At 48.8% G+C, this 13830-nt stretch carries 11 protein-coding genes and 1 pseudogene; 7 read left to right on the forward strand and 5 right to left on the reverse strand.

Features of this window, described 5'->3' with window-relative positions; all coding sequences use genetic code 11:
• Positions 1–89 precede the first annotated feature (89 nt).
• Together GGR41_RS06940 and GGR41_RS06945 are read left to right on the forward strand one after the other, a co-directional pair.
• Positions 90–683: a TetR/AcrR family transcriptional regulator gene (locus GGR41_RS06940; protein ID WP_167661206.1), complete on the forward strand. Its 594-nt coding sequence runs from the start codon at positions 90–92 to the stop codon at positions 681–683.
• Complete coding sequence (locus tag GGR41_RS06945) at positions 671–1594, forward strand: DMT family transporter (RefSeq protein ID WP_167661207.1); 924 nt, start codon at positions 671–673, stop codon at positions 1592–1594. Before GGR41_RS06940 ends, GGR41_RS06945 begins: the two co-directional genes overlap by 13 nt.
• On the opposite strand, the gene GGR41_RS06950 is transcribed toward GGR41_RS06945, so the two are convergent.
• Entirely contained in the window at positions 1591–2043 is a 453-nt protein-coding gene (locus tag GGR41_RS06950) for an Rrf2 family transcriptional regulator (RefSeq protein WP_167661208.1), read from the reverse strand. The two genes, GGR41_RS06945 and GGR41_RS06950, sit on opposite strands and share 4 nt — an antisense overlap.
• A 96-nt stretch (positions 2044–2139) precedes the next feature.
• On the opposite strand from GGR41_RS06950, the pseudogene hmpA reads away from it, so the two are divergent.
• Positions 2140–3311: pseudogene (gene hmpA, locus GGR41_RS06955) on the forward strand (NO-inducible flavohemoprotein).
• A gap of 38 nt (positions 3312–3349) precedes the next feature.
• On the forward strand, positions 3350–4555 hold the full coding sequence (locus GGR41_RS06960) for an NnrS family protein (RefSeq protein ID WP_167661209.1): 1206 nt from the start codon (positions 3350–3352) through the stop codon (positions 4553–4555).
• On the opposite strand, the gene GGR41_RS06965 is transcribed toward GGR41_RS06960, so the two are convergent.
• Complete coding sequence (locus tag GGR41_RS06965; protein WP_167661210.1) at positions 4499–6121, reverse strand: sensor domain-containing diguanylate cyclase; 1623 nt, start codon at positions 6119–6121, stop codon at positions 4499–4501. The genes GGR41_RS06960 and GGR41_RS06965 overlap by 57 nt on opposite strands.
• Positions 6122–6420: 299 nt before the next feature.
• On the opposite strand from GGR41_RS06965, the gene ubiM reads away from it, so the two are divergent.
• Positions 6421–7587 (forward strand): 5-demethoxyubiquinol-8 5-hydroxylase UbiM, encoded by a 1167-nt coding sequence (gene ubiM / locus GGR41_RS06970; protein ID WP_167661211.1) that lies wholly within the window; start codon positions 6421–6423, stop codon positions 7585–7587.
• On the opposite strand, the gene GGR41_RS06975 is transcribed toward ubiM, so the two are convergent.
• The 3 genes from GGR41_RS06975 to cysG form a co-directional block, all read right to left on the reverse strand.
• Complete coding sequence (locus GGR41_RS06975) at positions 7584–9923, reverse strand: mechanosensitive ion channel domain-containing protein (RefSeq protein ID WP_167661212.1); 2340 nt, start codon at positions 9921–9923, stop codon at positions 7584–7586. The two genes, ubiM and GGR41_RS06975, sit on opposite strands and share 4 nt — an antisense overlap.
• A gap of 134 nt (positions 9924–10057) precedes the next feature.
• On the reverse strand, positions 10058–10378 hold the full coding sequence (locus GGR41_RS06980; RefSeq protein WP_167661213.1) for a BON domain-containing protein: 321 nt from the start codon (positions 10376–10378) through the stop codon (positions 10058–10060).
• A gap of 147 nt (positions 10379–10525) precedes the next feature.
• Positions 10526–11896: a siroheme synthase CysG gene (gene cysG, locus GGR41_RS06985; protein ID WP_167661214.1), complete on the reverse strand. Its 1371-nt coding sequence runs from the start codon at positions 11894–11896 to the stop codon at positions 10526–10528.
• A 224-nt stretch (positions 11897–12120) separates the two neighbouring features.
• Between cysG and GGR41_RS06990 the strand changes: the two genes are divergently transcribed.
• Both GGR41_RS06990 and cysD read left to right on the forward strand, forming a co-directional pair.
• A complete protein-coding gene (locus tag GGR41_RS06990; RefSeq protein WP_167661215.1) occupies positions 12121–12867 on the forward strand; it encodes a phosphoadenylyl-sulfate reductase in 747 nt (248 codons plus the stop codon).
• A 42-nt stretch (positions 12868–12909) separates the two neighbouring features.
• Entirely contained in the window at positions 12910–13827 is a 918-nt protein-coding gene (gene cysD / locus GGR41_RS06995) for a sulfate adenylyltransferase subunit CysD (RefSeq protein ID WP_167661216.1), read from the forward strand.
• Positions 13828–13830: the final 3 nt, after the last annotated feature.

Below are 13830 nucleotides of genomic sequence, written 5' to 3' on the forward strand. Positions count from 1 at the left end.
TTTGAAGTAGTGCTACCCATAGCAAAGCAGAGCTTGTGTTTTGCCTACCAAGTAGTTAGACTGGGCTACCTATTTTTAAGAGATATGCTATGTCAAATCCATCCCCACCACCCTCTAGCGCCCGACATAAGCTTCTACAGGCTGCCGCCGAGCTGTTCTATAACGACGGGCTTGGAGCGAGCGGCATTGATGCCATTGTGAAGAAGGCAGGCGTAGCTAAAAAAAGCCTCTATAACAACTTTGAGTCAAAAAACGCATTAATTCTGGCGTATTTAGCACAGCGTCATGCCGAATGGTTAGCCTTATATGAGCACCGTTTAATCAATGCAGCGACTCCTACCGAGCGCGTGTTAGCCATCTTTGATGCTTATATTGACCATGCAGAATGGGGATATGAAAAGGGCTTTAGAGGCTGCGGTGCCTTAAATGCGGCAGCAGAATTAAGCACCAGCCACCTCGGCCGTGACACCGTCCGTCACCAAAAAGAAGCCATCCAAGCCCTACTGCATGAACACGTGACGGCATGTTTTCCTGCCGAAACAGAGCGCGTTGGTCTTCTTGCCCAGCACCTTGCTTTTTTACTCGAAGGCGCAGTAGTACGCGCTGGCCTTGAGGGGCGCAGCCGCTGTCTCTATGACGCTAAACGCATCGCTTCGGAGTTAATCAGCACATGGTCTCGTTAGGTCTCGCCCCAAAAACGCTGGGCATTCTCAGTATTATTTTTGCCTCTTTTTTATGGGGTACCACAGGGGTCTCTGCTACGTTTGCGCCCACAGTGAATGCGTTAGCTATCGGAGCGGCTGCGATGGGCATAGGGGGCTTACTTCAAGCTGTCTTAGCCTTGGGGTCTATACGACATCATCGCGCTCAGCTACAGGCCCAGCGTCGTTATTATTTAGTGGGCGCCCTTGGAGTTGCGATTTATCCCTTAGCTTTTTATAGTTCGATGCGCTTGGCCGGTGTCACTATTGGCACGGTGGTGTCCATTGGCGCTGCCCCTGTTTTATCGTTTGTGATTGAAATGGTCATGGAGCAAGCACAGTTAACACGACGCTGGGTCATAGCGACCGCACTAGGGCTAGCCGGCATTATCTGTTTATGTGTAGCAGACCGTGCTGCGCTGCCTATCAGCCCTTCGCAAGCCCAGCTTGCTCTCGGTATTGCCCTAGGATTAGTGGCTGCTTTTACCTACGCTATGTACTCATGGGCAGCGCGCCGTTTGATCCAACACGGCGTAGCCAGCCGCGCGGCGATGGGCGCGATTTTTGGACTAGGAGGCCTACTCTTAATGCCAGTGCTCTTGGTGACGGGGGCAGCGTTTTTAGACTCATGGCAAAACCTAACCGTAGGACTATACATGGCATGTATTCCCATGTTTTTAGGCTATTTATGCTTTGGTTATGGCTTGACCTATGTCCAAACCAGTACGGCCATTACCATTAGTCTCATTGAGCCCGTGGTAGCCGCTGTGCTCGCTGTGCTGCTGGTGGGCGAGCGCTTAGCGCTTTTTGGTTGGGTAGGTATTGGGTTGATCTGCTTTTGTTTAGTCTGTATTACGTGGCCCAGTCGTACCGCTAAGCCTCATAGGACCTAGGGGGTTTTGTGGGCGTAGAAAGCCAGTGGGTGTTCTACCTCGACCGGTAATGGGGTGGGCAGTTGAATGTCTGCCAGGGTATAGCGTTTTAATGTCTGGATAAAAGCCACTTTGGCTTCGTACAAAACGCGTTTTAATTGACAGCTCACTGTGATTGCACAGGTATTGTTCTTTCCAAAACACTCAACAATGTCTAGTGGCTCTAATACCTCGATGAGCTGGCCTAAGTTAATCAATGCAGGCGCTTTACTAAGGCGCAGCCCTCCATTCTTTCCACGAATCCCTTGTAAGTAGCCGGCTTGAGTCAACCCCGCTACCACTTTGGCTAAATGGGTGCGGGAAATGGAATAATAGTTGGCTATTTCGGTAATGTTCACCAAGCGGTCAGGGTGGGCGGCTGCGTAAAGCAACGTACGGATAGAGTAATCGGTGTACTGAGTGAGTTGCATGGCCGTCCAAATAAAGAAATGTATAACAATAAATATAACATTACTTTTAGAGTCATGTTATAACATGACTATTATATTCATCTTTAAGGAAGCCTCATGCTGACAGAGCCACAACGCGATATTATCAAAGCCACTGTTCCTGTATTAGAAAGCCAAGGCGAAGCCTTAACTCAGCACTTCTATCACATTATGCTTAGCGAGTACCCCGAAGTACGACCTTTATTTAACCAAGCAGCTCAAGCCTCTGGGCGTCAACCACGCGCTTTAGCTAACAGCTTGTTAATGTACGCCAAGCATATTGATGAGCTCGATCAATTAAAGGAATTGATCAGCATCGTCACGCACAAACACGCGTCGTTGCAAATTCAGCCAGACCAATATGCCATTGTCGGTGCGTGTTTAATTCGCGCTATTCAAGAAGTACTTGGGCCCGACTTAGCCACTGACGAGGTGATTACCGCCTGGGAACGTGCGTACGTGTCTTTGGCTAATCTCTTAAGCCAAACCGAAGAAAACCTGTATCAACGCACCGAACAAGCCCAAGGCGGCTGGCGTGGGGAGCGCCTTTTTATGTTGCAGACAAGGTACAAGAAAGCAGCATTATCACTTCTTTCTACCTAAAACCGGTAGACGGTCAACCCGTACTGCACCATCAGGCAGGGCAATATTTAGGCTTCAGATTTGTTTTCCCAGAGGGCGAGCAACGCCGCAACTATTCGCTGTCAGCCCCAGCCAATGGCGAGTCGTATCGTATTAGTGTAAAACGCGAGCCCGGTGGCTTGGTGTCAAACTATTTGCATGATACGGTTCAAGTAGGTGATGAGCTACGTGTCTTCCCACCGTTTGGGCAGTTCACCTTACAACGCCCACAGCGCCCTATTGTGTTGTTATCTGCCGGGGTGGGTATCACGCCAATGGTTCCTCTTTTAGAAGAGGCGCTTAGTACCGGTCAAGACGTGGTGTTCGTTCATGCTGCCCAAAATCATGAGGTGGATCCTTTTTATACTTGGTTGTATGAGCTGGCCGAGCAATACCCTCAACTCACTCTTTTCAAATGCTATGAAAACAATGATTCTGGCAAAGCGCACCACGAAGGCATGCTCAATGAAGCCTTATTAGGTTCACTGTTACCTCATACTGATATTGACGTGTATTACCTAGGGCCCACCCCATTTATGGCCTTTGTGCGCCGCACGTTGAAAAAGCTAGGCGTGCCTGATACGCAATGCTATTACGAGTTTTTTGGCCCAGCCGAAGCCCTCGACTAACGCCTTGTTCCACACGGTGTAATTTCTAAAGGAATGGTATGGAATCCCCCTCTAATCAAACGACGCTGTCCTTTTCTCCCTTTAAAACGGGTTTAGCCTTTAGACCGTTTTTCTGGCTAGGGTCGGCGTATTTGATCGTAGCCATGCTCGTGTGGCTTTCCTTTTGGCGTGGTAACGCACCTTTGCAACCGCTTGGAGGCATGGTGTGGTGGCATCAGCACGAGATGCTTTTTGGCTTTGTGTGTGCCATTGTGGCTGGCTTTTTGCTTACCGCTGTACAAACATGGACAGGCTTAGCTAGCGTCAAAGGGCTGGCCTTAGGGGGGGTGGTTAGTTTGTGGCTAGCCGCTCGCGTCTTGTTGGCTTTTCCTATGGGCATAGACCCTGGTTGGCTAGCAGTCCTTGATGTGGCGTTTTTACCGGTGGTCGCTTTGATTCTAGCTAATCGGGTTATCCGCGCTAAAAAATGGCGGAATTTAGTGTTTGTGCCTGTGCTATTTACCCTGGCGGGAGCAAACTTTGCGATGCATTGGGGGCAATGGCATGGCACCCCCTCGCTAGTAAAAGCCAGCGCACATTTAACTATTTGGTTAGTGGTGATGCTAATCGTGCTGTTAGGCGGCCGAGTCATTCCCTTTTTTACCTCACGAGCACTTAAAGTAACGCTAGACCCCGTTCCTAGCTATTATGAAAAACCTGCTTTAATTAGTACCGTACTTATCTGTCTGTTCATGCTGGCCCAATTGCTTGGCATGCCTAGCCCAACCGGCTTACTGAGCCTGCTATTAGGTGTGCTTATTATTGCTAACACAGCCCGACTCATCCGTTGGCAACCCCTGCGCTGTTGGCGCCACCCCTTGTTATGGGGCCTGCACTTAAGCTATGCCTTTATTATTGTGGGTGCGCTATTGTGGCTCTTTCATTTATGGCAAGCTGTTTCTTTAGATTTAGCTGTTCATGCTTTAACCATAGGTAGCATGTTGGCGATTATCCTAGCAATGATGGCTCGGGTCAGCCTAGGCCATACTGGGCGCCCTATGAAAGCGTTACCAGGCCTTAGTGCAGCACTGTTATGTGTGTTTGTGGCTGCGGTAGTACGCAGTTTATTGCCTATTTGGTGGCCCCAATGGACCTTAGCGGCGTATCAGCTAAGTTTGGCGTTGTGTTTGTTGGCGTTTAGTTGGTTTTTAGTTCACTACACGGTGCCGCTCTGGAGCCCCCGCGTCGATCAACGTCCCGGCTGATAAATCATAGACCTCGACCCGATTGCGACCCTGGCGTTTGGCTTTATAAAGCATTTCATCAGCACATTTTAAAACGGCTGGAATATCGTTTGAATCATGCGGCCACGAGGCCACCCCCAACGAAATAGTAATACCCCCCACTGAAGGGATAACAGTGGACTCGACTTTGATACGTAGACGTTCGGCAATTTGCGCAGCACCTTTGGCCGCTACCCCAGGTAGCACAAGTAAAAATTCCTCGCCCCCTACCCGACAGGGTAAGTCTGCCTCGCGCGACACTTCGCGCATCATTTGGGCCAAGCGCTGCAACACCACATCGCCCACATCGTGGCCAAACGTATCGTTCACCTGCTTAAAATGATCAATGTCCACAGAAATCACTGAAAAGACCATTTTTTTAGAATGCAAATAAAGCAGCGTGTTTTCTAAACTGCGCCGATTATGCAACCCAGTTAAAGGGTCTGTATTTACGTCTTTATTCAGTTTATCAATATTACTTTTAAATAAACTCATGCCTAAAAGCATGGCATTTTTTAGTTCTAGCGACTCAAAATACCATGATTTTACTTTTTTAATTTTCCCTTCAGTTTCTGCCACGTGCATACTACGCGCGTTTTCGGCTAGTAAGCGTAACGGAGCTGAAATTTGGCGGGCACACCACCACACGATGAGCAAAATCAACACCGCTGCCGGGATCGTTTTGTACATAACGCGCTGCATTAAGTCATCTAAAGGGGCAATAGCCGCCGCTAACGGGCGCTGGGCCACCACCCCCCACCCTGCGCTGGGAATATAGGCATAACCAGCGAGCATATCCACCCCTTGGCTATTAACGATAGCTTGGCGTCCGGACTCGCCATGCGTTACAGCATTAATTGCGGTGTTGGCGTTCACCACATCACCAATACGATTGGACTCTGGGTGATAAATTAACTGCTTGTCTTGGGTAACCACGTATAAATACGAACCATCGCGGTAGTAATGCGTACCCAGTAATCGATTTAAAATACTTGGCTGGCGCAGGTATAAGCTACCGCCCACTAAACCCAAGTACTCGCCCTGGGTATTAAAGACTGGCTGTGAAATAAAAATAATGAGATTACCCACAGCAGACAAATACGGTTTGCTAATTAACGGTTTTTGTTGCGCTAAAGCTTGCTGTACCCCGGGCGTTTGAATCTGATCGCCTACAATTTGCAAGGTTTCAGGCGAAGCAGCCAGGACTTTGGCGGTGTTATTAATAATGACCACCGAGTTAAAGCTATCTGTTTGGGTTCGTAAACGCTCTGCTTCTTTTTCTAATAACGCCGCATCGTTGTAAATATTGCCAATAAGCTGGGCGCTGACTTTTAATTGCTGCTGAGCCGCCTGTAAATAATCTTCGGTGCTTGACGCCAGTTTTTGGGCGTAGTTGTAATTGCTTTCTAAGGTGGCATCGACAAGCTGAGTACGCTGCACCTGATAGCTAGCGTAAAACACGTTCAGAAAAGTCACTACCCCGGTGGCTACGGTTACCATTAAAACCAAACGTAATAGATCTATATTTTTTTGTACTTTGGTTTTCATATATGTAGCCTTTACTTTTGCTGCTTGAATTACCTATATTTTTATATGGCTTAGCTATAACTACCAATAAATCTGTAACTTATTGTATGCCACTCCACTGACTATTTATTTTTTAGTATTTTTAGATACATTATCACACAGTTCTACCTAATCAGTGGGGTCCTTATTAGGCTTTTTAATTATTAATAATCCTCACCTTTCTTAACCTTAAGGCCTGCGATTTGTGACAAATCAATACTTAGGCTCGTACCAAGCGCTAGACTGAATGCTTTCACTCATCCCCATTAAGGTTACGCCTCATGCATGCAGATGTCATTATCATTGGTGCAGGTCCGACTGGCTTGTGTTTAGCAATAGCCTTAGCTCAAGCTGGCTTAAAAAGTATTGTGTTGGAACGCCTAGCGCTGACAGCTATTGCCCAGCCGGCGTTTGATGGCAGGGAAATTGCCCTCACCCATGAATCGCGTCATTTACTCCACCAATGGGGCATCTGGGATCGGATTCATCCTAACGATGTATCCGATCTTCGCCACGCTCAGGTCTTAGATGGCCCCGCCTCCAGTGGAATGACCATTCACGCTGAATTAGGCCAAAAAAAGCAATTGGGTTGGCTGGTGCCTAACCATGTATTACGGCAAGCCGCCTACGACAGTATGGCACAGCAAGATCGAGTCCAACTTATTACTGACGCCCTAATTGAACGCACCCAGGTGCATGCCAATTATGCAGAGGTAGGTTTAAGCAACGGGCAAACGCTTCGTGCCCCACTGTTGGTGGCCGCAGACAGTCGTTTTTCAGAGACACGCCGTGCAATGGGCATCCAGGCTCATGTGCGTGATTTTGGAAAAAGCATGATGGTGTTTCGCGTCAAGCACAGCCAACCTCACCATCATATTGCATGGGAATGGTTTGGTTATGGGCAGACACGGGCTTTATTACCGTTAAATGATCAAAGTGCCTCGGTGGTGCTTACGCTTAACCCTAGCTCAATGCAGCAGCTTCTTGCCCTACCTGCAGAGGAGTTTGATACGAATATCAGCGAACGTTATGAGTTCAGACTCGGTGCTATGCAGCGCATTAGCGAACGGTTTGTCTACCCTTTAGTGGGGGTGTATGCCACGCAATTTCATGCCCACCGTTTTGCGTTAATTGGGGATGCCGCCGTAGGCATGCACCCCGTCACAGCCCACGGCTTTAACCTAGGTGTAGGGAGTGTTGCCGGTTTGGCTCAACATGTGATTGCTGCTTATCGCGCAGGCCAAGACCTTGCAGACCCAAAGCGATTAGCCGCCTATACTCGCCAACACCACCAACGCTGCTTGCCGCTATTTGCCGCGACCAATTTGGTGGTGTCGCTGTATACCAATGACTTGCCTCCCGTTCGTGCCGTGCGCCAAGCTATCCTGAAAGCAGCCAATAGCTTGACGCCGTTTAAACGGTTTATTGCCACCCGGTTAACGGGTTAAATCTCGGGCGTAGGCGGAATGATTTCAGGGTTGCGCTGACGTTGAGCCAGCGCATCCACCATATGAATATTCGCTGGGGCCGAATTACCGTCTTTATCCCGTCCAAAATGCACCACCGTTTGGGGATAAGGGATTTCAATTCCAGCCGCATCAAAATGCTGTTTAAGCAAACGATTAAAGCTGCGCTGTACGGCCCACTGCATGCCTGGTGCCGTTTTAATTAAAACGCGAATCGTAGCACCAGCGCTGCCTAAGTTGGTTACCCCTGGAATGCTGATGTCTTCTAAGATGTACTCTGCCACCTCGGGATCGCGCTTTAGATCCGCAAAGGCAGCATGCATATGCTCTATCACATCATCGACCGACTCACGCAAGCTAATCAGATACTCACCATGATGGTAGCCGTAATCACGGGTGTGGTTTGCGACACAGTCAATGCTAGAAAACGGCACCAGATGGTAGCCGCCATCCAGGGTACGAATGACTACCGATCGAATGGTCAGTTTTTCTACCACACCAAATAACCCAGCCACTTCCACCACGTCATTTTGGTTCATGCCATTTTCAAGCTGAATAAATACGCCCGTGATGACGTCTTGAACCAATTTCTGCGCACCGAACCCAATGGCTAAACCCACCACCCCAGCCCCAGCAATCAGCGGGCCAATATCTATGCCGACTTGCGATAGCACAACCAACACCGTTAAGGTCACAATCACAATGGCAAGGGCATTTCTAAATAAAATCAATAAGGTTTTTTCGCGCTCGGTAGGCAGTTTAACGCCGGTGGCACGCGTTAGCCGATGCTCAATCATACTGGCCAGTAAGGTCCAGCTAAGCGCGGCAATCGTCAGTACTACCACTACACGAATGAACGTATTTAAAACAGTTTGACCGTGGGCAGAAAGTAACCATTGCTTTAAGTTAAATAGCTTCCACGCATCAAATACGCACAGCAGCATGCCAATTACAATGGCTAAACGTATTACCCGCAGTAAGGCTGGCACGTAGGAGTTCAGCCGTTCCTCTAATAATGGAAAGTTGTTGTGCCAGTACTCAGAAAGATGCAGACGGTGATTGGCTAAAATACTGACCACCAATGACAAAATACCGCCAATTAAAAATACCAATAAGGTTTGTGCGCTGGCTTGAGCCATAAAGACTAAAGCATTGTCATGCGTTACCTGAGTGACCACGAGCAATGCGGTGAAATACAGTATGGCTACCCACACCCAAAGCCGCGCCATGATTCGTAACACGGTTCCCATTACTGCGTTTTCTGTCCGATTTGCCTCATCCAAAAACGTCTGCGTCACAGAATGGCGCTTGGTCCATAACACACTGACGGCATAGGCATATACCGCTAAGGCTAAGAGGGTACCCACTACATTCGCCACGGCAGATGACAAGATAACGGTCAGTAAAGGCACCACCACACGTAACCCATAACCGCCTACGCTTACTACCATGCTGAACCAACGGTTCCAAAATTGGGCACTGGCAGAGCCAATTGGCAACAGGCGTAACTGCTCATAACGGGTAGAAAATACGGCACGGCTCAGGGATTTCACCCCTTCAACCACCACAAACGCCATTAAAAACTGCATGCTTAAAAACGCACTGGAAGAGCTAGGGTCGGCCCCGTTTAGGCTTACCACGCCGGCATAGCCAACCAAAGCCGCCACCACAATGGTCGCCCAATCCACCAATAAAGCGGCAGCAACCGCCATCAGCTTTCTAAAGCGTAACGAGCGCGTTAACACCCAGTGACCGGTGGTGGGCGGACGGTGTGCCCACTGATTAAGCCGAGCAAAAAGTGGCGTTGCCACGCGTCGTCCTATGCCATAGATCAGTAGACTTAGTACCACGACAATCAATAGACCCAACACAGGCGCACGCCAACGTTTAATTTGCTCTATTTTTTGTGGGTCTTGTGTTACCACCTGTTTGAGAACCGCCCATGAGGCTTTCAAATCCACATGGAGCTGATAAGCAAAATACTGCAATGCCGTCATCCATTGATTTGATTTTACGGTGGTTGGGGTATTTGTTTCGTTGAGTACCCCAAGGTCATTGGCAGCAGGCGTGGCAGCAGCAGCGGGTTCTGTTTGCGCTAGGTCGCGCAATTCCTGGATAAGTTGGCTGCGCAGCTCATCGTTATCTAGCACCTCAGCTAAGCCCTCATAACTGAGCCTTGGGTCAGCAGGGGTAGGCTCTACCGTTTGGGACCAAGCCGTGGTGTGTGTGAATAAAGTGCTACCAACTAATAAAAAAACGAGCATAAATGCTCGTAATAAAAACAGTTTGGCGCATCGTAACGTAGCGTTATCTGTCATAAAAGAATACCGGATTAGGTTAAATAATTATCAACACGGAGTCCCTTAACAGGGTAGCACTAATGAAATAAAAAGCCCACTTCCAATAAAAAAGGCCATTGAAAATCAATGACCTTTAGGGCGTAATAAAATATTTAACGTCTAACGACCAAATCGTTAATAACGCGGCTTACGCCTTTAGTAGAGCGAGCTACTTCGCCTGCCCGTGTTTTTTCACGCTCAGATTTTGCAAAACCAGAAAGTTGAACGACGCCACCATCAATGGTTTTTACATTGATGTTTGCCGCAGAGGTATCAGGATCATTCGCTAAACGTGCTTTTACTTCCGCTGTTACAGCAGCACCATCAACGTATTCGCCTACTGTTTCTTGATTCCGCACCACGGAACACCCTGCTGTTAAAGCAACGGATGAGCCCAACAATAAAGCTATCGCGATTTTTTTAGTTACGTTCATAGCTGTGTCCTTTTTAATAGAGAAAGAAATGGCTAACTACGCGTAAAACTACACACGACTACAACTGTGATTTCATCTTAAGGGAAAGAAGCAAAGCCTGTCTGTAACAAAAAACACCAAAACCTAACTAAACCATTACTTTTTCACCTACACCTTTGTACTCAAATCTAAGCGCGCCACCTCGCCAATAACAATGAGCGCCGGACGCTGAGCCGTCTGGGCTAATTGAGGTAATTCAGCTAATTGGCCTCGAGCTACGGTCTGGGTAGGCAAAGAACCTTGACTAATAATAGCCACTGGGGTGCTGCCTGCTTTGCCGTGAGCCATCAGTTCAGAGGTGATTTCAGTGGCCTTGATGGTTCCCATATAAATCACTAGAGTTTGGCGCTCTTGTGCTAAGCCAGCCCAATTCACCTCATGGCCTTCGGGGCGGCAGTGTCCGGTAACCATCACGACTGACTGGGCATAAGACCGATGGGTTAATGGAATGCCTGCTGCTGCCGTGGCGCCTAACGCCGCCGTTACGCCCGGAATCACCTGATAATCCACCCCTGCTGCTTTAAGCACTTCTACCTCTTCAGCACCTCGGCCAAAGACATACGGATCACCACCCTTTAAGCGCACCACCCTAAGCCCTTGTTGGGCGTAGTGCAACAACAAGCGATTAGTCTCTGCTTGCGACACACTGTCAAGGTGCGCCCGTTTGCCTACTGCAATACGTTGTGCATCACGCCGTATTAAATCCAGTACGCCCTCACCCACCAAGGCATCGTAAAGCACTACGTCGGCAGCCTGCAACGCTTGGTAGCCGTTAAGACTCAGCAAGCCAGCATCACCGGGGCCCGCCCCTACCAAGCTGACTAGCCCTCGAGGTGTGTGCTGAGACGCTTGGTCTAATTCGTTTACAAGGTAAGCCGATGCGGCATCCCACTGCGCTTGAGCCACCAAATGGGAAAAGGTAGGCTGAGTAAAAAGCCGCTCCCAAAACAAACGCCGGGCCAATAAGGTAGCCAGCCGTGTTTTGACCTCGGCACGAAAGCGCTGGGCAAGCTGTGCCATCGCACCTAAATGCTGTGGTAGCTCTTGTTCAAGTTTTTGACGAATTTGCCGGGCTAACACAGGAGCCGCCCCCCCAGTGGAAATCGCTATTTGCACCGGCGAGCGATCCACAATAGCGGGCACAATAAATTGACATAAAGCCGGATCATCCACCACATTCACTAAACGTAAATAGGCCTCTCCGGCCAAGGCGACTTGCTGATTTAGCTCTGCATCATTCGTTGCCGCAATGGTTAACACAGCGTGGTTTACATCATCAGCTTGAAAATCTTTTTTCCACCAACTTACCGCCCCTTCATCCACTAAGTGCTGCACCTCTGTGCTGAGGTGCTGGGCGATGATTTTGACCTGCGCCCCTGCTTGACGTAGCAATTCTATTTTTCTGCAAGCCACTTCGCCGGCTCCAACAACTAATACGGGGCGATTTCTTAATGAGGCGAAAATAGGAAAATAATTCATGCAAAACCTACGTGAAATGGGAAACGATTCATTTAGTGTAGGATGCGATCTGGTTAGGCTTTATATTAAAAATTTTTATCTATTTTATTATCTTAGTTATATCTAAATAGATAAAAAAATTTATTAAGTTATTTTTAAATTGCCATATTCATAGAACCAGAAAGTCGATGGTTCAGCGCTTGTGTCTACCTACAATGAATTTCTACTGATTCATTTGTTGAGCTATGACCATGACTCCTTTGGCCCCCGTTCATTTCTGGAAGATCCCGCCCAGCACTGCTGCCGACATGGCACGGTTACCTTCGTTGGTGGCTGACTTAGAGCACGATCTGACGCAGTGGGCGCATCAGTTTCATCGGCTAAGCCTTGCCCATAGCCTGGCAATCGAGGACGTCATTATTACCGATGCCTTAGTGCGCTTGGGATTAACGGTGGATGCGTTTGTGTTAAATACCGGCAAGCTACACCCCGAATCTCTGCATTACTTCACTCTTTTACGCGCTCAGTATGCAACGATTTCATGGTTGGAATACACACCTGATCTCAGTCAATTAGATCGCTTTGCTGACGAGTACGATTTCTCTGATATTTATCGTCACCTCGACGCCCGCAAGGCCTGCTGCTATGCCCGTAAGATCGCGCCCTTACAACGCGCCTTAGTGTCTTACGATGCGTGGCTTACGGGTCAACGGCGCGAACAAGCCACTACGCGTGCTCAGCTGCTTAAACACGAATGGGATGCGACGCATGGCCTAGCCAAACTCAACCCGTTGGCCGCCTGGACTCAACACGATATTTGGGCCTATGCCGCGCACTATGATCTTCCTCGTCACCCCTTGTATGCCCAAGGCATACCCAGCATAGGCTGTGAGCCGTGTACCAAACCCATTCGTCAGGACGAAGACTTACGTGCGGGACGCTGGTGGTGGGAAAGCCAAGACAGTAAAGAATGCGGTCTGCACACAACGTAATCCTTATTTACGCCCTCATTTTGTATTCCTAAGAGCTAATCCATGTCGTTACTTCATAACCACCATTTGAACTGGCTAGAAGCCGAGTCCATTTATATTATTCGTGAAACCATTGCCGAAGCACGGCGTCCTGCTTTGCTTTTCTCTGGGGGCAAAGACTCCGTTGTACTGTTAGCACTGGCTTGTAAGGCTTTTGAAGTCCCCGGTCACCCCTTGCAGCTGCCATTTAGTTTGCTGCATGTAGATACAGGACATAATTATCCAGAGGTGATTCATTTTAGAGACCACATCGTTGCGCAAACAGGCGCTGAACTAATCGTAGCGCATGTCGAGGACTCCATCCAACGCGGCTCTGTGGTGTTGCGCCATGCCAATGACTCACGTAATGCAGCGCAAGCGGTCACGCTACTTGAGGCCATTGAGGCCCATCAATTTGACGCCTTAATGGGCGGAGCGCGACGCGATGAGGAAAAATCGCGTGCCAAAGAGCGCATCTTTTCGTTTCGCGATGAATTTGGGCAGTGGGATCCAAAAAATCAGCGGCCAGAACTGTGGTCTCTCTATAACACGCGCTTACATCCTAATCAAAGTATGCGTGTGTTTCCCATTTCAAATTGGACTGAACTCGATGTGTGGCAATACATCGAGCGTGAACACCTGGCTCTTCCAAGTATTTATTTTGCTCACGAGCGTGAGGTGGTTGAGCGCAATGGGTTATTGGTTCCCGTCACCCCACTGACCCCCTTACAGGAAGGCGAGCAAAGCCAAGTGCGATCCGTGCGCTTTAGAACAGTAGGCGATATTAGCTGCACTTGCCCTGTCGCCAGCACCGCTCGCTCTACCCAAGCCATTATTTTGGAAACCGCTCAAAGCACGTTATCCGAGCGTCGTGCCACTCGTATGGACGATCGCCTCTCGGAATCTGCCATGGAAGAACGCAAACGTGCCGGTTACTTTTAATTC

Origin of the sequence: Paenalcaligenes hominis, assembly GCF_011927625.1 — a bacterium.
Classification (GTDB): domain Bacteria; phylum Pseudomonadota; class Gammaproteobacteria; order Burkholderiales; family Burkholderiaceae_B; genus Paenalcaligenes; species Paenalcaligenes hominis.